Below are 25,169 nucleotides of genomic sequence, written 5' to 3' on the forward strand. Positions count from 1 at the left end.
AAGCATCGATGATCATCACCACCGGACTTGAGCCCGGTAGGGAAACGCTGGATCATGCCTCGGAATTGGCCGAGCGCTTTGGTTTGCGTGTGGTAGAGCGGGGAGAAATGTCCTTGCAGGCGATGCGTAGAAGACATCAGGAAGAAGAAGTTCTGGTGGTGTCTGCGCTGGGAGCAAGACTGGAAGTGCCGGGAAAAAAACCGTTCTTTTTTCATCCGAATACAGCCGCATTTCGTATAAAGCGACTGATGCGCGGTGATACTGATACTATGCTTGTCGCTTGCCAAATTCAACCAGGGTATCGTATATTGGATGCTACTATGGGTTTGGGAGCTGACGCGATCGTTTTTTCCCATGCTGCTGGCGTCAATGGACGAGTCGTCGGCATAGAGTCAGAGCGTCTCATTGCGATCCTGGTCGAAGATGGTTTGCGTCATTGGACATCAGATGCGACTGAGCTGTGTGAAGCCATGCGGCGAGTCGAAGTACGTTGTGCCAACCATCTGGATGTTCTGAGGGAACTGCCGGATCACGCTTTCGATGTCGTCTATTTTGATCCGATGTTTGAAGTGACCGTACAAAGCTCTACAGGCATTGCAGGAATACGTGAGCTTGCCAACCCGAACTCGTTGCACGAGGATGCGGTACGAGAAGCGATGCGTGTCGCCAGCAAACGCGTCGTGATCAAAGAGGGAAAAACGAGCAGATTGCATGAACGGTTCGGCTTTACTCCCGTACGCGTACGTGGTCAGCACGTCGTGTTCAGCTACAAAGAGATAGATGGAGGGGAGTGACCTTGGAGCAGAGAGAAAAGCTTGTCGTCATTATAGGCCCTACAGCCGTAGGCAAGACAGAGCTTAGTCTGGAGTTGGCCGAACAGTTTGATGGAGAGATTATTTCTGGAGACTCCATGCAGGTGTACCGAGGGATGGATATTGGAACGGCCAAAGCATCAGCAGCCGAGCTTGCCCGTGTTCCTCATCATCTGATCGATGTCATCAATCCGGATGACGAATACTCTGTGGCTCAATTTCAGGAAAGTGCCACGCGGCTCATTACAGAGATCAACCAGCGCAATCGCATTCCATTTATCGTCGGTGGAACAGGCCTCTACATAGAGTCGGTAACGCATCGTTTTCAATTCTCTCAAACATCGCATGATCCTGAGCTGCGAGATCGTCTGCAGCGCCTGGCAGATACGGAAGGGGTAGAAGCTCTACACGCACGATTGGCTGCTATCGATCCCATTACTGCGGAACGTCTTCATGCCAATGACGTAAAGCGTGTTATTAGAGCTATCGAGATTTATGAGAGCAGCGGCTACAAAATGTCTGACTTTCAGCTGCGTGCCAAGCAGTCGCCCTATGATCTGCTCATGATTGGTTTGACGATGGACCGCGAGAAGCTGTATCAACGAATCAATCAGCGTGTCGATCTAATGGTCGAGGCGGGATTGATTGAAGAAGTCCGTGGCTTGCTGAATCAAGGGTATGATCCTTCGCTCGTTGCCATGCAAGGACTGGGCTACAAGGAGCTCGTTCCTTATTTGTACGGCGAGATCACGCTTGATAAAGCGATTAATGATATTAAGCAACGAACACGCCATTTTGCAAAACGTCAGCTTTCTTGGTTTAGACGGATGACGGAGATAGAATGGTTTGACATGACGGATCCTGCAAACAAGCCTCACGTCGAGCAAACTATCAAGCAGATATTGGCAGGAAAGTTTCAACAATTGCCGAATATATAACATACAAGTCCTTTTAGGGGGTAGTGTACATGAAACAGACGATCAATATTCAAGATACGTTTTTGAATCATTTGCGGAAAGAAAACATCGCGGTCACCATTTACCTGGTGAACGGATTTCAATTGCGCGGGTATATTAAGGCATTCGACAATTTCACGATTGTGATTGATAGCGAAGGCAAGCAACAGCTCGTTTACAAGCATGCGATTTCTACGTTCACCCCTCAACGCCCCGTTTCCCTGATGTCTCAGGAAAACAACCAGCAGTAAAGCAGTACGACCCCAAGCCCGGATGAAAATCCGGGTTCTTTTTTTGGTAAAGCTGGCGCGAACACCACGAAGATCGTTTAAAAGAAAAAAGAAGACAAGGGATCGTTCCGTTAGAAACGTCCTTGTCTTCCTCTCAGCTATAAGGATCTTCGCGTGCGAATCAATAACAAATACGTGAGCACAGCGCAAATCGGTGAAACGCCGAAAATATCTTGCAAAACGAATGGAGATCCGGCAATATAAGCAAACATGGCTGCTGTAATCAATCCTTGAGCCATGGCGTAGCCCATGAAAGTGCGATCCTTGATCAACCTGCCAAACGTGCTGAGCGTATGGGTAATCCCAGCTTTGGAACGACGCTCAAGAGGCAAAGTCTCAGGTAGACCGAACATAACCACGAAAAACATCATGACTCCGATCAAGCATAGAACAACGAAGACACCCTCCCAGGTGGTAAAATGAAGCAGCTGACTTCCGAAAATAGGTGCTGCGATTGGGGCTACACCATTTACCAGCATTAAAAGGGCAAAAAACTTGGTCATCTCAGAACCATCGTACATATCCCTTACCATTGCTCGGGCAATGACGATTCCGGCTGCACCGGCCAGTCCTTGAACGAACCGAAGCAATACAAACGTCCAGATGGAAGGCGCCACAGCACATAACATAGACGATACGGCGTAAATCAGAAGTCCGATCAACAGTGGAATTCTTCTTCCCCGAACGTCACTGATCGGTCCTGCAAAAAGCTGTCCCACAGAAAGGCCTACCAGGCAAGCGGTCAGGCTAAGCTGAACCATCGAGGTGCTGGTCTGCATATCTTCGGACAGCAGGGGCAAAGCAGGCAAATACATATCGAGCGAAAGCGGGCCAAAAGCAACCAGTGAACCCAGGACGGAGGCCATCCATAGTCGTCTTTTTGGGTTCAATGGCTGTGGGTCATATTCAAGTTCCTTTGTTGTCAGATTCATGAAGAATGTCATACCTTTCATTCTCGATTTCAGTGGAGAGGGATTCCCGATTGTAATCCTCCATTTCGATTTGGATTTTCAGAAGCATGCTTTTAAACAGTTCTTTTTCCTCATCACTAAAATTCTCAAAACACTTCTTTTCTAAATCCCGCATGACTTCCTTGACAGCAAGTGCTGCTCGATGTCCTTTCTCGGTCAGAAAAACGCGTGAAATCCGTTGGTCTTGGGAATCAGTCTGCCGTGTCACCATTCCGGATTTTTCCATGCGGGTAAGCATCGTGGTAAGGCTGGCAGGTTTGATCAGGATATGCTCCGCTAAATCTTTCTGTATAAGTCCATCCGTCTTGGCCAATCTCAGTAAAATCGGTGGCTGCCCTGGAAAAACATCGTATTGCTGAATGAGCGTATCAACGTTACGACGATGCTGCTTTAAAACGCGCCGCATCAAAACCATCAAAGCTTGGGAATGATCATAATCTTCCACGGATTTACCTCCAGATAGTTAGCATGCTAATTAATCGCAACTATAATGGAAGCGTGCAAGCGTGTCAATACTCAGACTGCATGACAAAACATCAGGTTTTAGATGCTTCAGTAGAAGATACCTTGTATATTGGATAAAATGGATAAATGCCTTTTCAACTTGCATATAGGAGAACAAAACGATGATAAAAAATGAAAAAATTAAAGCTTTTGAAGTGCTGTTGACCGGTGTACATGGGGAAGATCTAGGTATCGTGGAGACCAAAGAGGCTCTTCGTTTAGCAAAGGAACTGGGTGTAGATTTGGTATGCCTGTCTCTTTCAACAAGTCCGCCTCCTTGCCAGTTGGTAAGCCACACTGTACTGAAGGAACAATCCATCAAAGACAAGGCGATGACCAAGAAGCTGGAAAAAGGGGCAAAAGTAAAGGAGATCCGCCTGAGTGCATATATCGAGGAGCATGACTACGATACAAAGAAAAGGCAGGCGGAGCGGATTTTGTCTGCCGGGGATGCCGTGCAATTTATTGTAAAGCTGGAGAAAAGGGAGAGCCAGGAAGCCAAGCAATTGATTGAAGTGCTGGTGCGCGATTTGAAGCATTGCGGAAAACAGGACAAAGGAATTCAGGTGAGCGGCAAACAAGTGATTGCAGTGATGAAGCCACTAGACTAGAAGGTCTTTTGATCGATCTGGAAAATGGCATTTGGACAACGCTTTTTTAGTTCCACCAGAAACAAGTCGATTTCTTTGGGTGAGATTTTGACACTGCCGAAAAAAGCTGTCCGATAGTGGATTTCGATTCCTCTCTTTGATGTCAGGAGTTTATACCCCGTGTACATATCCAGGCTGGAAGCAACCCTGGTGATGTCGGAATACCGGATGTGGCTGCGGAAAGGTCCTCCTTGTACGTAAAGATGGTCATCATACAGTGCGTACTTGATACAAAAGAAAGTCCAAAGCATAAAACCAACAGAAGCCAGATAAATCGATAGAATGATGGTCCATTCCCCTGTGGAAAAGATTCTGCCACTTGAAAGGTCGAGGCCGAGCGGTACCAGAAAAACCGCAGAAATGACCACAATGATGACCGACAATACGATGACGAAGAACGAATCGATTTTAGGTTGGAAGTGCATGGTAACATTTCGCTCCTTTGCTACCTAAATATTCCTATCCATTTTACCACAAGCAGCAATGGTGTCGGGAAGTGCTGTCTTGCTTGTTTGCTTTAAACAGCAAGGTACATCAAAAAATAGGGCAGGTTTACCTTGTTCATGAGTATACTAATGTATGACCATGAGGCAGGTGATCACAGGTGAAACCGACCGGCTATCAACCTTCAGCGGAAACTCAGGATGAGAAGGTACCGCATCGTATTCAGGTGGTATTTCACCGACCGGAGCGGGTCAAGCAACCAGAAACGTTGGCTGATCGGGTTCGGACTACGGCGCCAGGAAACGTGGCTGCCGCCTTCGAGGATTTGGAACGCCTGATCGGCTTGCAGGAAGCCAAAAAGCTGATGTACGAGATCCATGCTCTGTTGAGAATGAATAAAGAACGGGAAAAGCACCACTTAAAATTGGAAAAACAGGTATTCCATATGGTCTTCAAAGGGAATCCGGGGACTGGAAAAACGACTGTTGCACGAATTTTTGGCCGGATGTTCCGTGAAATGGGAATCTTGAGTAAAGGCCATTTGATCGAGGTAGAGCGAGCAGATCTAGTCGGAGAATTTATTGGGCATACGGCCCAGAAAACACGAGAGTTGGTAAAGAAAGCATTGGGCGGCATTCTTTTTATAGATGAGGCTTATTCACTGGCGCGAGGTGGCGAAAAGGACTTCGGTAAAGAGGCAATTGATTGCTTGACGAAAGCCCTTGAAGATCACAGTAATGACTTTATTTGTATTCTTGCTGGGTATACAGATGAAATGGAAGCCTTTCTCGAACTAAATCCCGGAATGCCTTCCCGTTTTCCGATTCACTTGAAGTTCGCGGATTACAGTGTAGAGGAATTGCTCAGGATTGCGGACAGTTTGCTGGAAGCAAAGGAATATCGGTTGTCATCTGGAGCCAAAGATAAGCTTAGACACCATTTAACACGGATGCGTGTCGATATTTTCGAAACGAACTTCAGTAATGCACGATATGTACGCAATGCCTTGGAGCAAGCAATACGAAAGCAGGCGGTGAGATTACTTGCCGTTCAGGAATTAACGCGCGAGGACATCATGACTTTACTGCCAGAGGATTTTGTCTGGTCGTCCACGTCCACGTAGAGGTTCGGGAAAAATGTGGTATGATAGGATGAAGAAAGGGCGGGATTCCGTGAACGATATGATCAAAACAAAAGAGACGGCGATAGTGGTTGGCTGTCTATTAGATAATCGGGACACAGAGCGGATGCGGCTATCCATGGAGGAGCTCCATGAATTGGCGGATACCGCTGGCGTTGAGGTACTGGATGTCATTACCCAAAACCGGGAGCGGGTAGATTCCGCCTGGTACCTGGGTACCGGGAAAATTGAAGAAATCGCGCAACGGGCAGAAGAGTTGGATGTGGATGTCATCATTTTCAACGACGAACTGTCACCCAGCCAGACACGCAATCTGGATCGGGTATTTGACTGCAAGGTGATCGACAGAACGCAGCTGATCTTGGACATTTTTGCAGGACGGGCGCAATCGCGGGAAGGGAAGATTCAGGTAGAGCTGGCACAGTACAACTACCTGCTTCCCCGCCTCGCCGGGCAAGGGAAGCAGCTTTCTCGTCTGGGCGGCGGGATCGGTACGCGTGGTCCCGGGGAAACCAAGCTGGAAAGCGACAGACGCCATATTCGCAAGCGGATCAGCGAATTGAAGCAGCAGCTCGAAGATACGGTGCGCACGCGGCAGCTGCACCGTGAGCGTCGGAAGAAAAACAACGTTTTCCAAGTGGCACTGGTAGGCTATACAAACGCAGGGAAGTCAACCTTGCTCAATCAGCTGACCGCTGCAGAAACCCTCCAGGAAGACAAGCTGTTTGCTACTTTGGATCCGACAACTCGCCAGCTTACTCTGCCGAGCGGGATGGAAGTCCTTCTGACGGATACAGTAGGCTTTATTCAAGATCTGCCCACGACATTGGTTGCGGCATTTCGTTCCACATTGGAAGGGGTAAAGGAAGCCGATCTGATCCTGCACGTCGTAGACATCAGCCACCCGGATCTGGGTATTCACATGGAGGTTGTGAACCGGATCTTGAAGGATTTGAAAGCTGAGCAAATTCCGGAGCTAGTCGTCTTTAATAAAGCAGACTTACTGACAGAAGGGACTTATTTGCCGCCAGCAGAAGCTTCGATCCTCGTATCCGCCTTACGTGAAGAGGACCAGAAAAAGCTGCTGGATCGCATCGAGGACTTTGTCATGTCTTCCTTCGACCGATTTACACTCAAGGTGCCGATAAGTCGTGGAGATATTTTATCTATGCTGCATCGTGAAGGTGTGGAGATGGAGCAGGAGTATCAGGAAGAAGAGGAGTCCTATCGGATCACGGTCCGGGTCAATCGGGATCATCCCATCTACGGACGCATTGCTCCGTTCCTCCTGGATCCACCAGAGACTGTAGAAGAGAGTTGGTAAGATTATCATGTTTCAATATTTTTCTCACGGGGAACAGCTTCGTCCCCTCGTAGCAGAAGTAGAAGCCATGATCGCAGGTCGACATAAAGAAATCGCAGAAGTCGTGGACAGCAATCAATTGAAGGTCCTGCGATCCTTTCAAAAACATGGAGTCAATGAATTCCATTTCGCTCCATCGACCGGATACGGATATGATGATTCCGGACGCTCTACATTGGAGTCCATCTATGCGGAAGTATTTGGGGGAGAGGCGGCACTCGTCCGAAATCACATTATTTCCGGCACCCATGCCATCGCTATTTCGCTGTTTGGCATCCTGCGTCCGGGAGATGAATTGCTCTACATTACAGGTAAACCGTACGATACGCTGGAAGAAGTCGTCGGTGTGCGTGGTGAGGGGCAAGGGTCTTTGAAGGACTACGGAATTGGCTACAGCTACGTGTCGTTGACAGAGGACGGGCACATTGATTTTTCCGCTGTCGCAAAGGCGATTACTCCAAAAACCAAGGTCATTGGGATACAGCGTTCACGTGGATATGCAGATCGACCTTCCTTTACCATCGAAAAGATCGAGGAAATGATCCGCTACGTGAAAGAAATCAATCCAAAGCTGATTGTTTTCGTAGACAATTGCTACGGTGAATTTACCGAACTGCTCGAGCCCTTGCAGGTTGGTGCAGACATCATGGCGGGATCGCTGATCAAAAATCCGGGTGGCGGACTCGTGAAAACAGGCGGGTACATCGTCGGACGTCAGGACCTGGTTCAACTAGCCTCCTACCGCATGGCTGCACCGGGGATCGGAGCAGAAGGGGGCGCTTCACTGTACTCTTTGCTGGAGATGTATCAAGGATTTTTCCTTGCTCCTCACGTCGTGGGAGAGGCTTTGAAGGGAGCGGTCTTTTCCTCAGCTCTGTTGGAACGGCTCGGTTTTCAAACCAATCCGCTCTGGCACGAGCCTCGTACAGATTTGATCCAGTCGGTAGCATTCGGGACGGCAGAACGCTTGATTACGTTTTGCCAAGGGATTCAGAAAGCTGCACCCGTCGATGCGCATGTGACCCCTTACCCAAGTGAAATGCCTGGCTACGCGGATCCCGTCATTATGGCTGCGGGTACATTCATACAGGGCGCCAGTATCGAATTCTCGGCAGATGGCCCCATCCGACCGCCATATCTCGGATTTGTTCAGGGAGGATTGACTTACTCCCATGTGAAAGTAGGGATTCTAACCGCTCTGAATGGCATGCTGGAAAAAGGGCTGCTTGAGCTTCCGCATGCATAAGACGTAAAGACAATAGCGATGGCCACATTTGGTTGGCTGTCGCTGTTTTTTCTTTAGTTCATGCACCATTTAATTGAATTCCAGATTTGCTAATGAATGCGTTTGCGTAATATTTTCTAACATCCATTGACAGGATTTGATGGATTGCATAGAATGAGTGATAAGAAATACCATAGAGGAGGGACAAGTCATGAGTGATGACATTCGCCGGAATATGGCCCTCTTTCCCATTGGGATCGTCATGAAGTTGACTGATCTTACTGCGAGGCAAATTCGCTATTACGAACAAAACGATCTTATCCAGCCTGCCCGCACCGAAGGGAAACAGCGCCTCTTTTCCTTTAATGACGTTGACCGTTTGTTAGAGGTTAAAGCACTGATTGAGAAGGGACTCAACATCGCAGGAATCAAACAGGTCTTGCAGTTGAATGAACCCGCCCCGGTACAGACAGAAATCACAACAACGTCCGAGACAAAACGGAAAGAGATGTCCGACAAGGAGCTGCACCAGTTGTTGAAGCAACAGATCATGTATCGCAATGCTTCGCGCTCAGGCGAGAATGCATTGATACGTGGAGAGCTTTCACGCTTTTTCCACTGATAGAAGCTGTAAATAGAGACAGGAGGAGAGAAATGTGAGCAAGTTTACAAAAGAAGACATCATGCGTCTAGCACAAGAAGAGGATGTACGTTACATCCGCCTGCAGTTTACAGACCTGATGGGATTGATTAAAAACGTAGAGATCCCACTGTCTCAGCTGCCAAAAGCATTGGACAACAAAATGATGTTCGATGGTTCGTCCATTGAAGGTTTTGTTCGTATCGAAGAATCTGACATGTACCTGGTTCCTGATCTGGATACTTGGGTTGTCTTCCCTTGGGGTACCGAGCATGGCAAGGTAGCGCGTCTGATCTGTGATATTTACATGCCGGATGGAACTCCGTTCGAGGGGGATCCTCGCTACATCCTGAAGCGCGCTCTGAAAGAAGCGGAGGATATGGGCTTTACCGCTTTCAACGTAGGTCCAGAACCAGAATTCTTCCTGTTCAAACTGGATGAAAAAGGCGAACCAACCCTTGATCTGAACGACCAAGGCGGTTACTTTGACTTTGCTCCACTCGACTCCGGTGAAAACTGTCGTCGCGATATCGTTTTGACCTTGGAAAAAATGGGCTTTGAAGTAGAAGCTTCCCACCATGAAGTAGCTCCAGGTCAACACGAGATCGACTTTAAATATGCCAATGCCCTTCAAGCGGCTGACCAAATTTTGACCTTCAAGCTGGTAGTTAAAACCATTGCTCAAAAGCACGGTCTGCATGCGACATTTATGCCAAAACCGCTGTACGGCGTAGCGGGCTCCGGAATGCACGCCAACCAATCTCTCTTCCGTGGCAAAGAAAATGTATTCTACGATGAGAAAGACGAAATGGGATTGAGCGAAACAGCGAAGCAGTACTTGGCTGGAATCCTGATGCATGCTCGCGGATTTACTGCCATCACCAACCCGCTCGTCAACTCCTACAAGCGTCTCGTTCCTGGATATGAAGCACCTTGCTATGTGGCTTGGTCTGCGAAAAACCGTTCTCCGCTCATCCGGATTCCGGCTTCCCGCGGCTTGAGCACTCGTATTGAAGTGCGCAGTCCAGACCCAGCTACCAACCCTTACTTGGCTTTGGCAGTCATGCTCCGTGCAGGTTTGGATGGCATTAAAAACAAATTGCAAGCTCCTCCTGCCATTGACCGCAACATCTATGTCATGAATGAAGAAGAGCGTGAAGAAAACGGCATTGCAAATCTGCCAGCTAGCTTGAAGGAAGCACTCGAGTGCCTCAAGGCAGACTCCGTTATTTGCGAAGCGCTGGGTGAGCACGCGCTGATCCACTTCGTCGAAGCAAAAGAAATCGAATGGGATATGTTCCGCTCGCGTGTCCATGAATGGGAACGCACGCAGTACATGACGCTGTATTAATACCTCGAACCCCTTGTGCCTGTTGGTGCAGGGGGTTTTTGGTTTGGTGTTAAAAGTTTGTACAAGTTCGATTAATGGTAAATCTGAACAGATGCTGACAGCGCCAGTTTGTCCTCGGAGGAAACGGGAGTGATTCAGAATGACCAAAAGGGTTGTAGAGCTAATCGTTATTATGATTGAGTGGTCAAAGGAAGCCGGTGCGGATCATAAAGTAGTAGTAACAACCAAAAAAGTAGGAGAATTGTTCTATTTGGAGAATATGAATGATCAAACATTCGATTGGGGGAATTACTGTGGGTTTGTTAGACGGTTTAATGGGTAACGCTTCTGAGGTTAACATAACTGATGTTCAAAAAGAGTACGCGAAAATCCTAACGAAAAATGAGAATGTTGAAAAAGCGTACAAATTAATCCGTGACATGTTCATTTTCACAAACAAGCGATTAATACTTGTAGATAAGCAAGGGATTACCGGAAGAAAGATCGAGTACCACTCCATTCCATATAAAAGTATCCATCATTTTAGCATTGAAACAGCCGGGAATTTTGATTTGGATGCGGAACTGAAAATTTGGGTTTCAGGAAGTGCATTGCCGATCCAGAAGCAGTTTAACAAAAACCTGAACATTTATGCAGTACAAAGTGTATTGGCCGAATACGTTTTGGATTAGAAAAAAACCCGCCTTCAAAATTAGGCGGGTTTTGCTTTTAGTTGATTTTTCCCGAAGACGGTAATGCGCTAAGTAATCATGAGTGTAAGCAGATGTAGGGACACAAGCTCAATTGTGATAGTGAGGTAGACCCTATAAAAGAATGGTAAAGAAAAATGAAACGAGCCATACTGCAACACTTGTTAGGCAATACCTCCAGATACTAGATGACTTTCGGGCAAATAGAAAATTGCTTCCCAAACAAATGAATAAGTAAATCAGGATAACCAAATACCCGAGGGGACTAGTACTTGGAGATCGGCTACCATCAAGTGCACCTCCGGTCATTATGACAAATATTAGAACATAAACTCCTGCGATTCCAAAGAGGATGTTCAAAGCGACAGCAGATAGCTTCATCCACAAAGGTATTCACCTCGAAAAAGTTGTTATTTGTTTGACGCGCTTTAATCAATAATGTTGTCTCATGCTACAAAACAACATCCTCAATGATGTTAAATAGGCGGTGAATCGAACGAGGATGCTGTCGCTATTCACCGGCATCGGCGAAATTGATTTGGCAGCGACCTATTGACATTATTTGAGGAAGATACCCTTGCCAGAGGAAATATCAGCGATCGAAGGAGAGAGGGTTTTATCACAATGTGTAAAAGCAATAACCCTGCAGCAGCTTCTCCGCAGGGTTTCTATTACTGTTGCTGAAAGAATCCAGCCGAGACAATTAGAATGGTCTCCTAATCACGGGAATTCTCCGTGCTCCATTGCGAAGGAGCCTCTGAGCTTGTTCCCGGTTGATTCTTACAAGTACTGAAGTATTTGTTGCGTTTTCAACGTCGAAAACGGAGAAAAACTGGCGGTACTGAGATGGACAAGGGCATCCCCACAATTTTCGATTTTTGGTATTTTGACTAGAAGAGTGGACGGTCTACAATTCTACAGAGAAATGGGGGACAAATTGTTCTCTGTAGGTGTAAGAGGAGGAGTCATTCTTGTTTAGGTCATGTTCACTTGCACGTTTTACCCGCCTCGATTGAGAGCTCATTCAAGACAAAAGTGATTTTCTATATGGAGTCGGTTAAGATATGGTTGAGGTGATGGGGATGTGTGGACGTTTTTCGCTTGTGACTGATCCGAATCAGTTGGTTCTACGCTTTGAACTGGATGACATGCCCTTCGTGTGGCAGACACGATACAACATCGCACCTGGACAACTCATACCAGCTATAATCGAGGATAAAGGGAAGCGCCGTATTGGGCACCTCCGCTGGGGATTGATTCCGACTTGGGCACAGGATCAGAAGATTGGTGGAAAAATGATTAATGCACGCGCTGAAACCTTGCATGAAAAGCCGGCTTTCCGACGCTTGCTGGAGCGAAAGCGATGTATCATTCCCGCAGACGGTTTTTATGAGTGGAAACAAACAGGACGATCCAAGCAGCCCATGCGAATCATGATGAAGAGCGGTGAACCGTTCGCATTCGCTGGTCTTTACGACACCTGGACAAGCCCGGATGGCGAGAAAGTACATACCTGTATCATTATTACGACAAGCCCGAATGCAGTAGCTGCCACGATTCATGAGCGGATGCCAGTCATTTTGCGACGAGAGGATGAGCAGATCTGGTTAAACCGCGAGATGTACGATTTGAAATTATTGCAGTCCTTAATGGTTCCATATGAAGCCGAACAAATGAAAGCATACGCAGTGCCAGCTAGCGTTGGCAGCCCCAAGAATGATGGGCCAGAGTGTATTCAAGCAATTACCGATCCCGTATAAAGGACAACTTAGTAGAACCCACCTTTACATGGGCGTGAGATGGAATAGGATTTCTTCCTTTTCCATAATTAATTGAAAAAACCAGCTTATCACGATCGATAATCTGGTTTTTGCTGCTGTATCGAAAAATCAGGGTTATCCTCTGTACTTCAAGCTCACTTTGACTCCAGCGCCACCTTTAAGCCCAGACTGATGTAAATAAAGCCGACAATTTTGTTCTTCCAAGGGCCAAGCCATTTGATTTTTTTGACCAAAACGCCAAGTGGGCGGATACTGCATGCGATGAGGGATGTATACAGCACACTAAGTCCGACGAAGATCAGACCTAAAACCATGAACTGGATAAAGGATGCTCCGCGCTCCGGATGAACAAACTGTGGGATGAAGGCCAGAAAGAATAATGCTGTTTTCGGATTAAGGACCTCTGCTACGATTGCCTGCCAGTAGGCTTTAAAAGATGTGACATCCTTCGTACCGGAGTCAGAGACTTCCTGATTGTCATCCTGCGGCTTCTCCATGATCGCGCGAATTCCCAGATAACATAAGTAAATGACCCCGGCATACTTGACGATGTTGAATGCAAGTGCTGAGTGCATCAGGATCGCGGACAGTCCCAATGCAGCAAAGAGCGTATGGATCAAATCGCCTGTGGCAATGCCCAGTCCAGCCAGAATGCCAGCTCTACGTCCACCCTGCACGGTACGAGTGATCGTAAGCAGCACAGCAGGGCCAGGGATTAAGAATAGGCCTATCACGAACGCGATGAATGTTCCCAATGTTGAAAGCTCAAACATGTTGATCTCCCCCAAAAAACGACTCTCGTTTTATGTTCTGAATCTATTTTTGCAGATGTAAAAGGAAATAATGAACCATTATCCCATGAAAACCACAGAATCCTAAGTGGTATTATCGCATAGGGCTTCCATAATAAATAGATGTTCTTTTTCTAGAAGCAGGCACAACATGCAACGAAGAAGAGGGTTGGTTCGTATACCACTAGAAGAAAGGAGTGCAATTCATGGAGATACTGCTGTGGGTTATCATCGTGGCTCTCTTCCTATTAAGCATCGCTGGAATATTCTTGCCTGTGCTTCCTGATACGGTGCTGTTGTGGGGAGGATTTTTACTTTACCACTTTTTTGTGGCGGGACCTGGAGAGGGATTGCCAGCATCCTTCTGGTGGGGCATGGTAGTGTTAAGTATACTGATGTATGGTGCGGATCTTTTGACCAATATGTATTTTGTCAAACGATACGGTGGATCGAAGTGGTCGTCGTTCGCTGCCGTTGTAGGGATCATTCTGGGGATCTTTATCTTTCCGCCATTTGGGATGATCATATTGCCGTTTGTACTGGTAGTTGTTGTGGAGCTTTTGCAAAATCAGCCTATTGAGCGAGCAGTAAAGGCAGGAGTGGGATCCCTAATCGGATTTCTCAGCAGTGCGGTAGTGAAAGTGGTCATTCAAATTGCAATGATCATCTGGTTTTTCCTCGCGATCTGAGGATGCAAATCGAATGGAGGAAAGCAAAAAGACAGCCGAGGCTGTCTTTTTTGTACGATCGGAAAGTTTAAGTGCGCTAAAGCGCTAAAAAGATTAGCGGAAGATAGTATAAGTGCAACTAAGGCTCCGCCAAAAGCTTGGCCGTAGCCAAGTTTTCTAATGTGAAATTAATGCATCAATCGATAGACACCGATCACTTTGCCCAAGATAGTTACAGTGTCCAGGATGATCGGTTCCATCGTCGAGTTTTCCGGTTGCAGGCGGAAGTGATTTTTTTCTTTGAAGAATCGCTTTACAGTCGCTTCGTCTTCTTCGGTCATAGCAACAACGATATCGCCATTGTTCGCAACACTTTGCTGGCGAACAATCACATAATCGCCGTCCAGAATACCCGCTTCAATCATACTGTTACCAGAGACTCGCAGCATATAGACCTTGTCCGCTGTGACGATGCTCTCTGGAAGTGGAAAATACTCTTCCACCTCTTCGATCGCAGTAATTGGCTGACCAGCCGTAACTTTACCGATGACAGGAACACGAACCACAAAATCTTCAAAATCGTCTTGAAAGCGATCCTCTTCGGACAATAATTCAATCGCCCTTGGCTTGGTAGGGTCGCGACGGATGAGGCCCTTTTTTTCCAGTCGTGCCAAATGGCCGTGTACAGTGGAGCTGGAGGCTAGTCCGACAGCTTCGCCAATTTCGCGGACAGACGGCGGATACCCTTTTTCACGAACTTCCTTGCGAATGAAGTCGATGATGGCTTGTTGCCGATTGGATAGTTTTGACATGAAAACACCTCTGTTTTCTCGAACATGTTTTCTATATTGTACCATGGGATCTTGCGTTCGACAAACATAAGTTCGACTTTTTTCTCGATTTGCTAGAAAAAGTTTGTCAAATGCGCTTGACATGAACAAGTGTTCGCATTTATGATGAGATCAAGAAAACAGAACGTACGTTTGCAGGAGGGTTAATCATGCATGCTACTCATTTACATAACCGATTTGCCAAAAAGGAAGTACGCCGAGTGCGATTTGGTGTTACGAGAGGACAGGCTATTCTCTTTCTCATCACTTTTTCTCTCTTTTTTTACTTGTTGACCGAACTGGTGTTTGTTTCGGTGGCAGAAGGCTCTGCAGGAAAAGAAAATGAAGCGGTAGTTGCGAGCGCTCCTTCTCTCATAGTACAAGAGGTGACAGTACGTGAGGGGGACAGCCTGTGGAAGCTGTCAGTACGATATCAGGAAGAAGCGAACATGGATGTGCAGCGATTAGTAGAAGAGATCAAGGTCATCAATGAACTGGAAGATGTCGTGATCTATCCAGGCCAGACCTTGCTGATTCCGATCCCTCAATCTTAGACGGCTCTTAGATTTGCGCTGGATAGGCTGTGTGGTATAATAGAGCGGCATACCTGCAAAGTGGGAGGAACCAGCGGTGGTAACTGACGCAGAAATCAAACGTATTAACGAGCTTTCCAAAAAATCTCGCGAAGTGGGATTGTCGGATGAAGAGAAAAGCGAGCAAAAAGCACTTCGCCAAAAATATATCGACGCTGTTAAGCTTTCGTTGCGAGCTAATTTGGATTCCATTCGTTACGTAGAAGACCTTGAAGAAAACGGTCCAAAACAGTAAGATAACAGATACCGATATTCAACAGACATCCACGCATGAGGCTTGGGTGTCTTTTTCTATGAATAATGGATCGGGCAAGGTTGTGATTCTTCACGAATGGAGGAGAAGCAATGGGGTGGCTAGCAGTAGCGGTTGGCGGTGCCGTCGGTTCGTTGTTGCGTTACGCACTGTCATTGGTGGCCAATCAACCCGGTTGGCCGTATGGAACTTGGATCGTAAACATCGTTGGATCATTTTGTATAGGCGTATTTGCGGTCTGGGGAAAGGAACGGGGAGTGCTTTCTCCGGAATTGTACCTCTTGTTCGCAACTGGCTTGATGGGAGGGTTTACGACGTTTTCCACTTTCTCACTGGAGGTTGTCACGTTTTGGATGGAGGGTCACTACAGTAAAGGGATTACCTATGGTTTGACCAGCGTGGTCGCGAGTATACTGGCGTGCGGTGCAGGGATTTGGCTGGCACGACAGTTTTCAGTGACAGTATAGCTGTCCATCAACCAAACTTTGAGAGGAGGATGACAGTTGGCTATACAGCATCGTGATTATGATCAGGAGCAAAAGAAGCTAGAGGAGACCGTTTCCATCATCGATAATGAGATTGCTCAATTACGCGAGGATATTCGGGACGCTACTGATGATTATGTGAAGCAGGTAGTGAATTTCTCCAAAGCAAAGGACCTGCGCTATTTGGAAGATCAGGGGCGAGAAAAGCCTTATTTTGGTCGAGTGGATTTCTTGAAGGATGAGGTCTATGAACTGGACTCGGTCTACATAGGAAAGCGCGGCATTGTGCGAAGTGATACATTTGACTCCATCGTGGTGGACTGGAGAGCACCGATTGCCAGTCTGTATTACTCCGGTGAAAGTAAGGATGCCTTTTACCGAATGGGTAGAGAGATTGTTCGTGGAGAAGTGAGACTGAAGCGTAATTTTGCGATTGAGCATGGAAAAATAACCGGGATCTATGACGGAGCGGTCAAAGAAACGATCAACCGGGAGATGGGACATCCTGACGAATTTTTGCAGGAGGGTTTTATCGACGAGTTTCTTGCAGCGAACTTGAATGAGACGAACGACAGTCGATTGAAGGACATTGTCGCTACGATTCAATCGGAACAAAACGATATCATTCGTGCTGAAAAAGAAAGGCCGATCGTGGTTCAGGGGGTTGCCGGTAGCGGAAAGACGACGATCGCCCTGCACCGTTTGTCTTATTTGATCTATAACTACCAGGACACCATGCTTTCGAAAAAATTCATGGTGTTTGCACCGAACCGCATGTTCTTGACGTATATCTCCGAGGTTTTGCCAGAACTCGGCGTGGATGACGTCCAACAGTCTACCTTTGTAGATTGGGCTGCTCGTCTGGTCAAACCCATCATGCCAAAAGGCTGGCGAATTACGAGCCCGGATAAGCCGTTGACGCTATTCTTTGAGGAAGATCAGAATCCAAGAGAACAGGAAATGGCGCGAAACCGTCTGAGATTCAAGGGTTCGCTGGCATGCCGTGACACTCTGGAACAGTATATACGGCATATTGTAGGGACAAGAATCCCCTTTAAAAAGCTCAGCTTCGTCTACACGAGGACCAAACAGGTTTTTGCCATTGATGGTGAGTTTATTAAACAGAGCTTTTTGGAGCTATTCTCCAACCTGCCGTACCAGCGACGGCTTGATGCCTTGCGCAAGCACCTGAAGCAGGAAATGAATAAGAAGTTTTACGCGCATTTACGTGAATTAAAAGTAGATCTGGATAAACAGGGCTTGGCTAAATTTGAGAAAATGCTCGATCAAATTCTCGATCAGTACATGACTTCGTTTCCGCGACTTGAAGTGTTTGCCTCATACCGTGAGCTGATGACTGACGAACAGCTCCTGCGCTTGCTGGCACCTGCAGACATTTCAGACGAGATCGTACACGATGTCAGTACGTCAACAATAGAGCTATTTGAACAGGAACGACTGGAAGTAGAGGATATTGCTTCGCTCCTGTACTTGCAGCATCTGATTGAAGGACTGGATAAGGCGGGACATTTTGACCATACGGTGATTGATGAAGCGCAAGATCTGAGTGCTTTGGAGATCGGGGTCATTGCCCTTATGACCAAGGGACATTCGTTAACCGTTGTCGGAGATATTGCTCAGGGGATTCACGCATATAGGGGCATTCATTCCTGGGATGAACTAACCCAGGGAATCTTTCAGCAACCCCGTGCAAGCTATTACACACTCTCTCAAAGCTATCGTTCTACTGTTGAAATTATGCGCTGTGCCAATGAGATCTTGCGCCGCATTGAATTGCCGGAAACCATTTTAGCGAAACCTGTCTTGAGACACGGTGAAATGCCATCTCTACTTACATCTTCTGCCGAAATAGAGCAGTGGAAAATGGTTGCCGATCGCGTAGAGCAGTATGTACGGGAAGGACTTCAATCGATTGCGATTGTCGCAAAGACCATTCAGGGAAGTAAAAAAGCACACAAGGCACTCAAAGAAAAGCTTCCAAATATAACCTTGCTAGGCAGTAAAGACAAGCAATATCCCGGAGGCATTACCGTCATGCCGGCCTTTTTGACCAAAGGCTTGCAATTTGATGCGGTGATCCTGCTCGATGTCCATCAATACGAAGAAAATGAATGGGATGCGAAGCTGCTTTACGTAGCGATGACGCGACCTGTCCATCGCTTGGTGTTGACTGTAAGGCAAGGAGAAAACGCGCCGTTATTGGCAGATCTGCCGGTAGATTACTATGTAAATGAGTAACCAAAAGACCCCCAGCAATGCAAAAAGGAGCTGGGGGTTTTGTCATTCGTTAGAGATTAATGATCGCCGTGGTTACCTTTGGAAGGATTGGTAATCACGAAGCCTTCTTGCGGCAGGTATAGATAATCAATCGTGATTCCATCGAGCAAAGGATCATCCTTTTTTAAAACGACGTCAATTTCTTTGTCCGTCGAAATCACAACATCGTCCTCAGTAGGCTTGTCCAAAGCTAGGCCATAATGTGCATGGTCGCCATGCGCATGTGTTATGTAAGCGCGAAGCTTTAGTTCTTTGTCTTCTTCCTGATCCAAAATGGGCTTGAGTTGCTTCGCCGCATTACGCGTGATTTTTACTTTCATGAGGCAAGTCTCCTAACTTTGATAAAGTCTCTTCTACATTTTAGCAAAGAGGTAAATGCAGATGCAATGTTGAAACTCTAGAGGGAGTCACGGAAGAGAGGGGATAGAGCTGTGAAAAAGATAGATTTGCGCAGTGATACCGTAACAAAACCGACGGAAGCCATGATTGATGCGATGGCCCAAGCGGAAGTCGGCGATGATGTATACAAAGAAGATCCAACCATCAATCGTTTGGAGGAAATCGCAGCTGATTATTTAGGAAAAGAAGCTGCCTTGTTTGTTACCAGTGGAACGCAGGGGAATCAGGTTGCCGTGCTTACCCATTGTGTAAATGGCGATGAAGTGATTCTGGAAGCTGAGTCCCACCTGTTCTATTACGAAGCTGGGGCGATGGCGGCTTTAGCGGGCGTGCAGACACGTACTTTGCCTGGGGTCCGCGGGGCGATGCAAGCAACAGATGTCGAGAAGGCCATTCGCGGGGTGAATATTCATTATCCTCGTACCAAATTGATCTGTTTGGAAAACACACATAATCGAGCGGGTGGGGCTGTCCTTACCCCTGACCAGATGAAAGCCGTATACGATGTAGCATCTGCAAGGCATATTCCGGTCCATTTAGATGGCGCTCGTCTGTATAATGCAGCCGTAGCTTTAGGGATCGATGTACGTGAGCTGACTCGCTATACCGATACAGTTCAAGTCTGTTTGTCAAAAGGCTTGAGTGCACCGGTAGGCTCTGTTTTGGCGGGTGATCGCGACTTTATTGAAGAAGCGAGATGGTGGCGCAAAAAGCTGGGCGGAGGTATGCGGCAAGCGGGGTATCTGGCCGCGCCGGGTATTCTGGCCTTGACAGAGATGACCCAGCGTTTGCAGGAAGACCATGATCGTGCCAAGCAGCTGGAGGTTGGCCTTCAAAAATTGCAGATTGAAGTAGAACCTGTAGAGACAAACATCGTTCTGGTGAACACGCATTCCCTGAAACTTACAGCAGAACAATTTATTTCACGTCTGCGGGAAAAAGGAGTACTTGCCAACGATTTCGACCAGTACGTAACCCGCTTCACGACACACCGACATATTGAAGAACAGGATATTACCCGCGTGCTCGAGATCATGGAAGGCATCGTGGAAGAGACAAAGGCCCTCCGTTAAGTGGGGGCTTCTTTTTTGCGCTGCAAGTGAATCCGTCCATCTTGCGTGTAAATCATCAAAGCCAAAGAAATACTAAGGGTATCCAATCATTAGGAAATGAGGGATAACCATGATTTCAGCAAAAGACAGAGAACGCATCCAAAACCAGATGCAACGTGATGAAAGCAAAATAGTCAATATCGTGCTCGGCAATGATACGCAAGTGGCTGGAGAAATCGATAAAGCCACCCACCAAGGAATTTACCTGGCAGATGGCCGCTATTACAGCTATGAAGATATTCAGGAAATTAACGGCTTGTAGCCCGGGTGAAGCCTACAGGCGGAGAGCAGGGAAAAAGTGACGAAGTCCATCAGGCAATTCCTTTTGCCACAAACCCCAGACATGATCCCCTGGTTTTTCACGGTAGGAGATAGCTGCACCTTTTTGCTCCAGCACATTTTTGGCGAGTCGATTCCAGTGGACGAAGTCATACGTGCCTGTGTGTGTTTCGACGGCTGTTTCATCCAGGCCGACGACCATCCAGATGTTCAGCCAGGAAAGGCTTTCTGCTTGCGCAAGCTGGTCTTGGGTCGTTTGGAAAAAGGCGCCTGATAAGGAGAGAACCCGTCCGAATAGGTCAGGGCGATCCAGTGCAAGATGTAACGATACGGTGCCTCCAAGCGAATCACCAGCCAATACTCGTGCCGAGGAATCCCGGCGGACAGGGTAGCGCTCCTCGATATAGGGGAGCAATTCTTCTGTAAAGAAACGCTTGTACGCTTCGTTGCGTGAACCAGTAGCGGCATATTCACTGGTGCGTTTGCTGCGCTCAACCGAGACGCCGACGATCAGGAATGGTTCAATGCCTTCCTCCAGAATAAGCTGGTTGGCGATCGTAGCAATTCGTCCCATCGTGAAAAAGTCGTTTCCATCCTGACAGTAGACAACGGGATAGGAGAGAAGTTCATTATATCCAGGTGGCAAATAAACTTTGACCAAACGTGGTGAATCCACGTGAGTACTGGGTACTTCTTCTTTGACAATCGTGCGTTTTACATAATCAGACACGTTTTTTGGCCCCCCTGTTTTCATCAAATATAAAACTAAGGCTTGAAAAAAACTGATACAGCTTTTATAGTAAATGATAACAGAGAGGAAATAAACCCTGTAATATCAATACTATAACACATTGAACAGACTTTTCCCTGAGGTATAACAGGGTAGTGTAACAGGTGCTTGAAAACCGATTACACAGATCAACTTTTCTTCTGCTTTCCCAGGGATTCTTCCTTTGGATCATCTATCGCCCAATGACTGAGCAATCGCTTGGTTCATTTGTCCGGCGAGCGAAGGTTACAGGAAAAGCCCTTAAACTAGTGACGAGGTGAAATGTGATGAGCGTATCCACTGCTGTTGAACAAACAGGCAATAACACCCCGCTGCAAATTCTTGCACCGGATGGGACTGTAGTCCGTCCTGACTTGATGCCCAATCTTTCTGATGATGAATTGCGCGAACTCATGCGTAAAATGGTATTCACACGTGTGTGGGACCAACGTGCGATCAGCTTGAACCGTCAAGGTCGTCTTGGCTTTTACGCACCTGTAGCAGGACAAGAAGCGAGCATGATCGGTTCCGAGGCTGCTCTTTCCAAAGAAGACTTCATCCTGCCTAGCTACCGTGACATTCCACAAATGGTGTGGCACGGCTATCCGATGCATAAAGCATTCCTATACTCCCGCGGACATATCGAGGGTGGACGGATTCCAGAAGGCGTCAATGTTCTGATGCCGCAAATCATCATCGCAGCTCAATGTACGCAAGCAACTGGTGTTGCAATGGGCTACAAGCTGCGCGGTGAAAAGCGCGTTGCGATCAACTACTTCGGTGATGGAGCAACTTCGCAAGGTGACTTCTACGAAGGCATGAACTTTGCAGGCGTGTACAAGCTGCCTGTCATCTTCTTCTCTCAAAATAACGGCTATGCGATTTCTCTTCCGTTCGAAAAGCAAACGGCTTCTGAAAACATCGCTGTAAAAGCGGTTGCAGCAGGGATTGCAAGCGAGCGCATCGACGGTATGGACATCATGGCGGTTTACTATGCTGTACAAAAAGCAAAAGAGCGCGGTGTTAACGGCGAAGGTGCAACACTGATCGAAGCTTTGACTTACCGCTATGGCCCTCATACGATGGCAGGGGACGACCCAACTCGCTACCGTACAGGCGAAGAGCAAAGCGAGTGGGAACTGAAAGATCCATTGATTCGCTTCCGCAAATACCTGGAAGGCAAAGGCCTCTGGAGCGAAAAAGACGAGGAAGCTGTCATTGAAGAAGCGAAACAAGCGGTAGCTGACGCCATCAAAAAAGCAGATGAAACACCAAAAATGAAAGTATCCGAGCTGATCGATGTAATGTTCGAGACACTGCCACCTGCATTGGAAGAGCAAAAGGCAGAATACCTGGCGAAGGAGTCGAAGTAAGCCATGGCACAAATGACAATGGTTCAAGCCATTACGGATGCAATGCGCGTAGAGTTGAAACGCGACGAAACCGTACTCGTCTTTGGGGAAGACGTAGGGAACAACGGCGGGGTATTCCGCGCTACTGAAGGACTGCAAGCAGAATTCGGCGAGCAGCGCGTATTTGATACGCCGCTCGCTGAGTCCGGAATCGGCGGACTGGCAGTAGGACTTTCCATCAACGGATTCCGTCCTGTAGCCGAGATCCAATTCTTCGGGTTCGTATTCGAGACATTTGACGCGATTGCTTCCCAAGCAACTCGTATGCGTTACCGTTCCGGCGGACGTTTTTCCAGTCCTGTTACATTCCGCTCTCCATTTGGTGGAGGCGTGAAAACACCTGAGCTGCATGCTGACTCCCTCGAGGGCTTGATGCTGCAAACCCCAGGTCTGAAAGTCGTCATTCCTTCCAATCCATACGATGCAAAAGGCTTGCTGATCTCTGCAATCCGCGACAACGATCCAGTCGTGTTCCTGGAGCATATGAAGCTGTATCGTTCGTTCCGCCAAGAAGTTCCAGAGGGTGAGTACACCATTCCGCTGGGCAAGGCGAACATCGTCAAAGAAGGTAGCGACGTTACCATTATTACGTATGGTGCGATGGTGCATACCAGCCTGAAAGCGGCTGAAGAAATCGAGAAAGCACGTGGAGCGAAAGTAGAAGTAATCGACCTGAGAACGATTAGCCCACTCGATATCGACACGATCGTGGAATCTGTGAAGAAAACCAACCGTGCCATTGTTGTACAGGAAGCTCAAAAAACTTCTGGTGTAGCAGCGGAAATCATCACGCAAATCAATGAGCGTGCCATTCTTCACCTGGAAGCACCTGTCCTGCGCGTAACAGCTCCTGATACCGTATATCCTTTTGCACAGGCAGAGGATGTATGGCTCCCAGACGTGAAGCGTGTTGTGGACGGCCTGACCCAAGTGCTTGACTTCTAATGGCTTAACAAGGATACAATTGGCGGAAAAGTTGAGAGCTTTCCGCCTTCTTTTGGCACAAACCTGTTGAAAATACGGCAAGTGTTTATGAAGGAGGAGAATAGCGTGAGTCGTTTTACATTCAGACTCCCAGAGCTTGGTGAGGGTATCCATGAAGGCGAGATCGTCAAATGGCACGTCCAGCCGGGGGATTCCGTAGAAGAAGACCAAGTGATCATGGAAGTACAAAATGATAAAGCAGTAGTAGAAGTACCTTCTCCTGTAAAAGGAAAAGTCATTGATCTGAAAGTAACAGAAGGCACCGTAAGTGTCGTAGGTGATCCATTGATTGAATTCGAAGTGGAAGGGGAAATCCCGAACCTGCCTGACCACGGTCATGGTGAAGCGCAAGCAACAGAAGCAGCACCAGTGCCTGCAGCAGATGAAAAGATGGAGCCAGGCTGCGATATTGGCTCCCAAGTGAGTGCAAACGCGAACCAGTCTTTGGAAACGCCTTTGGCATCTGCGGCAACAGCTACAGCAGTAGCTGCACCGATTGATCGCAAGCACGTATTGGCCACTCCATCTGTGCGGAAATATGCACGTGAAAAAGGAGTTAGCCTGAACACAGTACCGGGAACCGGCAAGCTGGGACGCATTACTCGTGAAGACGTAGACCGTTTTGTAGCAGGCGGTGCAGTAGCAGCGTCAGCTCCAGCAGCAGAGCAATCCAATGCGGCAGCTGTGGCTCCAGCAAGCGAAGCGCAAGCAGCGACAGGTGTTTCCCAAGCAGCTGCAACCCCTACCGTTCATTACACTCCTACCCAAGGTGGAGAGATAGAAGAGCGTGTACCACTCAAAGGCATGCGTAAAGCGATTGCCAAAGCGATGGTCAAGTCCGCTTATACAGCACCACATGTCACCATCTTCGACGAAGTAGATGTGACAGCGCTTGTTGAAATGCGCAAAGAAGCGAAGCCTTTGGCAGAAGAACGCGGCATCAAACTGACGTATCTGCCTATGATCGTGAAGGCTGTAGTAGCAGGATTGAAGAAATTCCCTGAGCTGAACGCTTCCATCGATGATGAAAAACAAGAAATCATCTACAAAAAATACTATAACATCGGGATCGCGACTTCCACCGAGGATGGTCTCTTGGTACCAGTCGTGAAAGGTGCTGACAGCAAATCGATCTTCCAAATCTCGGCGGAGATCGGTGAACTTGCGAAAAAAGCTCGTGACCGCAAAGCAACTGCGGATGATCTGAAAGGTTCCACATTCAGCATCACCAATATTGGTTCTGCCGGTGGCATGTTCTTTACCCCAATTATCAACTATCCAGAGGTTGCCATTCTGGGAGTCGGCCGCATCACCGAAAAACCAGTGGTGAAAAACGGAGAAATCGTAGTGGGTCAAGTCCTGTCTCTCTCGCTCAGCTTTGACCATCGCTTGGTGGATGGCGAGCCTGCACAGCGTTTTGTCAACTACGTGAAGCAGCTTCTGGAAAACCCTACGCTGCTCGTCATGGAGGGATAAACA

The 25,169-nt window shown here is 47.5% G+C and carries 28 protein-coding genes; 21 read left to right on the forward strand and 7 right to left on the reverse strand.

All coding sequences use genetic code 11. From position 1 onward, the window contains the following. Positions 1-8: 8 nt before the first annotated feature. From JZI27_RS16295 to hfq, 3 genes are read left to right on the forward strand one after another with little or no spacing between them, the layout of a single operon-like run. Positions 9-794, forward strand: a complete 786-nt coding sequence (locus tag JZI27_RS16295) for a class I SAM-dependent methyltransferase (protein ID WP_122909380.1) — start codon at positions 9-11, stop codon at positions 792-794. Then, positions 791-1,750, forward strand: a complete 960-nt coding sequence (miaA, locus tag JZI27_RS16300; protein ID WP_280208297.1) for a tRNA (adenosine(37)-N6)-dimethylallyltransferase MiaA — start codon at positions 791-793, stop codon at positions 1,748-1,750. Before JZI27_RS16295 ends, miaA begins: the two co-directional genes overlap by 4 nt. A gap of 29 nt (positions 1,751-1,779) precedes the next feature. Continuing rightward, positions 1,780-2,019 (forward strand): RNA chaperone Hfq, encoded by a 240-nt coding sequence (gene hfq / locus JZI27_RS16305; protein WP_007719110.1) that lies wholly within the window; start codon positions 1,780-1,782, stop codon positions 2,017-2,019. 137 nt (positions 2,020-2,156) lie between these two features. Here hfq and JZI27_RS16310 read toward each other — a convergent pair whose 3' ends face one another. Together JZI27_RS16310 and JZI27_RS16315 are read right to left on the reverse strand one after the other, a co-directional pair. After that, a complete protein-coding gene (locus tag JZI27_RS16310; protein WP_276531931.1) occupies positions 2,157-2,990 on the reverse strand; it encodes a multidrug effflux MFS transporter in 834 nt (277 codons plus the stop codon). Then, positions 2,965-3,474, reverse strand: coding sequence for a MarR family winged helix-turn-helix transcriptional regulator (locus JZI27_RS16315; protein WP_251244923.1), 510 nt, complete (start codon positions 3,472-3,474; stop codon positions 2,965-2,967). Before JZI27_RS16315 ends, JZI27_RS16310 begins: the two co-directional genes overlap by 26 nt. A 181-nt stretch (positions 3,475-3,655) precedes the next feature. Here JZI27_RS16315 and infC point away from each other — a divergent pair, with 181 nt between their 5' ends. After that, a complete protein-coding gene (gene infC / locus JZI27_RS16320) occupies positions 3,656-4,144 on the forward strand; it encodes a translation initiation factor IF-3 (RefSeq protein WP_251244922.1) in 489 nt (162 codons plus the stop codon). Here the strand turns inward: infC and JZI27_RS16325 are convergent. Beyond that, positions 4,141-4,608, reverse strand: coding sequence for a PH domain-containing protein (locus JZI27_RS16325; protein ID WP_251244921.1), 468 nt, complete (start codon positions 4,606-4,608; stop codon positions 4,141-4,143). The two genes, infC and JZI27_RS16325, sit on opposite strands and share 4 nt — an antisense overlap. A 179-nt stretch (positions 4,609-4,787) precedes the next feature. On the opposite strand from JZI27_RS16325, the gene JZI27_RS16330 reads away from it, so the two are divergent. The 7 genes from JZI27_RS16330 to JZI27_RS16360 all read left to right on the forward strand — a co-directional run bounded on the left by JZI27_RS16330 (position 4,788) and on the right by JZI27_RS16360 (position 12,796). Continuing rightward, the gene (locus JZI27_RS16330) at positions 4,788-5,750 is read left to right on the forward strand and encodes an AAA family ATPase (RefSeq protein WP_251244920.1); all 963 of its coding nucleotides are present in this window, start codon (positions 4,788-4,790) and stop codon (positions 5,748-5,750) included. A gap of 49 nt (positions 5,751-5,799) precedes the next feature. Then, entirely contained in the window at positions 5,800-7,092 is a 1,293-nt protein-coding gene (gene hflX, locus JZI27_RS16335) for a GTPase HflX (RefSeq protein WP_251244930.1), read from the forward strand. Positions 7,093-7,099: 7 nt separating this feature from the next. Then, positions 7,100-8,377 (forward strand): methionine gamma-lyase family protein, encoded by a 1,278-nt coding sequence (locus JZI27_RS16340; protein WP_251244919.1) that lies wholly within the window; start codon positions 7,100-7,102, stop codon positions 8,375-8,377. A gap of 190 nt (positions 8,378-8,567) precedes the next feature. Next, complete coding sequence (locus tag JZI27_RS16345; protein ID WP_122909373.1) at positions 8,568-8,978, forward strand: MerR family transcriptional regulator; 411 nt, start codon at positions 8,568-8,570, stop codon at positions 8,976-8,978. Positions 8,979-9,012: 34 nt separating this feature from the next. Continuing rightward, positions 9,013-10,347 (forward strand): type I glutamate--ammonia ligase, encoded by a 1,335-nt coding sequence (gene glnA, locus JZI27_RS16350; RefSeq protein WP_122909372.1) that lies wholly within the window; start codon positions 9,013-9,015, stop codon positions 10,345-10,347. Between the two features lie 293 nt (positions 10,348-10,640). Beyond that, positions 10,641-11,018 carry a PH domain-containing protein gene (locus JZI27_RS16355; RefSeq protein WP_122909406.1) on the forward strand — a complete coding sequence of 126 codons (378 nt, stop codon included), beginning with the start codon at positions 10,641-10,643 and terminating at the stop codon, positions 11,016-11,018. Positions 11,019-12,118: 1,100 nt separating this feature from the next. After that, a complete protein-coding gene (locus JZI27_RS16360) occupies positions 12,119-12,796 on the forward strand; it encodes an SOS response-associated peptidase (protein WP_280208331.1) in 678 nt (225 codons plus the stop codon). A gap of 155 nt (positions 12,797-12,951) precedes the next feature. Here the strand turns inward: JZI27_RS16360 and JZI27_RS16365 are convergent, their stop codons facing one another. After that, complete coding sequence (locus JZI27_RS16365) at positions 12,952-13,590, reverse strand: LysE family translocator (RefSeq protein ID WP_251244918.1); 639 nt, start codon at positions 13,588-13,590, stop codon at positions 12,952-12,954. A 224-nt stretch (positions 13,591-13,814) separates the two neighbouring features. Between JZI27_RS16365 and JZI27_RS16370 the strand changes: the two genes are divergently transcribed. Continuing rightward, positions 13,815-14,297 carry a DUF456 domain-containing protein gene (locus JZI27_RS16370; RefSeq protein ID WP_122909370.1) on the forward strand — a complete coding sequence of 161 codons (483 nt, stop codon included), beginning with the start codon at positions 13,815-13,817 and terminating at the stop codon, positions 14,295-14,297. A gap of 167 nt (positions 14,298-14,464) precedes the next feature. Here the strand turns inward: JZI27_RS16370 and lexA are convergent, their stop codons facing one another. After that, positions 14,465-15,088 carry a transcriptional repressor LexA gene (lexA, locus tag JZI27_RS16375; RefSeq protein WP_122909369.1) on the reverse strand — a complete coding sequence of 208 codons (624 nt, stop codon included), beginning with the start codon at positions 15,086-15,088 and terminating at the stop codon, positions 14,465-14,467. A gap of 188 nt (positions 15,089-15,276) precedes the next feature. On the opposite strand from lexA, the gene yneA reads away from it, so the two are divergent. From yneA to JZI27_RS16395, 4 genes are all read left to right on the forward strand, one after another. Further along, complete coding sequence (yneA, locus tag JZI27_RS16380; protein WP_280208300.1) at positions 15,277-15,660, forward strand: cell division suppressor protein YneA; 384 nt, start codon at positions 15,277-15,279, stop codon at positions 15,658-15,660. A gap of 76 nt (positions 15,661-15,736) precedes the next feature. After that, positions 15,737-15,934 (forward strand): DUF896 domain-containing protein, encoded by a 198-nt coding sequence (locus tag JZI27_RS16385; protein ID WP_122909367.1) that lies wholly within the window; start codon positions 15,737-15,739, stop codon positions 15,932-15,934. 110 nt (positions 15,935-16,044) lie between these two features. Next, complete coding sequence (gene crcB / locus JZI27_RS16390) at positions 16,045-16,419, forward strand: fluoride efflux transporter CrcB (RefSeq protein ID WP_280208302.1); 375 nt, start codon at positions 16,045-16,047, stop codon at positions 16,417-16,419. 36 nt (positions 16,420-16,455) lie between these two features. Continuing rightward, complete coding sequence (locus tag JZI27_RS16395; RefSeq protein ID WP_280208303.1) at positions 16,456-18,696, forward strand: HelD family protein; 2,241 nt, start codon at positions 16,456-16,458, stop codon at positions 18,694-18,696. A gap of 56 nt (positions 18,697-18,752) precedes the next feature. Here JZI27_RS16395 and JZI27_RS16400 read toward each other — a convergent pair whose 3' ends face one another. Continuing rightward, positions 18,753-19,055: a HesB/IscA family protein gene (locus JZI27_RS16400; protein ID WP_122909364.1), complete on the reverse strand. Its 303-nt coding sequence runs from the start codon at positions 19,053-19,055 to the stop codon at positions 18,753-18,755. A gap of 111 nt (positions 19,056-19,166) precedes the next feature. Here JZI27_RS16400 and ltaE point away from each other — a divergent pair, with 111 nt between their 5' ends. Both ltaE and JZI27_RS16410 read left to right on the forward strand, forming a co-directional pair. Continuing rightward, positions 19,167-20,207 carry a low-specificity L-threonine aldolase gene (gene ltaE, locus JZI27_RS16405; protein ID WP_276330115.1) on the forward strand — a complete coding sequence of 347 codons (1,041 nt, stop codon included), beginning with the start codon at positions 19,167-19,169 and terminating at the stop codon, positions 20,205-20,207. A 109-nt stretch (positions 20,208-20,316) separates the two neighbouring features. Then, on the forward strand, positions 20,317-20,508 hold the full coding sequence (locus tag JZI27_RS16410; protein ID WP_183185062.1) for a hypothetical protein: 192 nt from the start codon (positions 20,317-20,319) through the stop codon (positions 20,506-20,508). A 12-nt stretch (positions 20,509-20,520) separates the two neighbouring features. On the opposite strand, the gene JZI27_RS16415 is transcribed toward JZI27_RS16410, so the two are convergent. After that, on the reverse strand, positions 20,521-21,255 hold the full coding sequence (locus JZI27_RS16415) for an alpha/beta hydrolase (protein WP_251244913.1): 735 nt from the start codon (positions 21,253-21,255) through the stop codon (positions 20,521-20,523). A gap of 326 nt (positions 21,256-21,581) precedes the next feature. On the opposite strand from JZI27_RS16415, the gene pdhA reads away from it, so the two are divergent. From pdhA to JZI27_RS16430, 3 genes are all read left to right on the forward strand, one after another. After that, the gene (pdhA, locus tag JZI27_RS16420; protein ID WP_122909361.1) at positions 21,582-22,667 is read left to right on the forward strand and encodes a pyruvate dehydrogenase (acetyl-transferring) E1 component subunit alpha; all 1,086 of its coding nucleotides are present in this window, start codon (positions 21,582-21,584) and stop codon (positions 22,665-22,667) included. A 3-nt stretch (positions 22,668-22,670) separates the two neighbouring features. Then, positions 22,671-23,651 carry an alpha-ketoacid dehydrogenase subunit beta gene (locus JZI27_RS16425; RefSeq protein WP_122909360.1) on the forward strand — a complete coding sequence of 327 codons (981 nt, stop codon included), beginning with the start codon at positions 22,671-22,673 and terminating at the stop codon, positions 23,649-23,651. A 105-nt stretch (positions 23,652-23,756) separates the two neighbouring features. Beyond that, a complete protein-coding gene (locus tag JZI27_RS16430; protein ID WP_280208308.1) occupies positions 23,757-25,166 on the forward strand; it encodes a dihydrolipoamide acetyltransferase family protein in 1,410 nt (469 codons plus the stop codon). Positions 25,167-25,169 lie beyond the last annotated feature (3 nt).

Origin of the sequence: Brevibacillus sp. AY1 (genome assembly GCF_029870785.1) — a bacterium.
Taxonomy (GTDB): Bacteria; Bacillota; Bacilli; order Brevibacillales; family Brevibacillaceae; genus Brevibacillus; species Brevibacillus invocatus.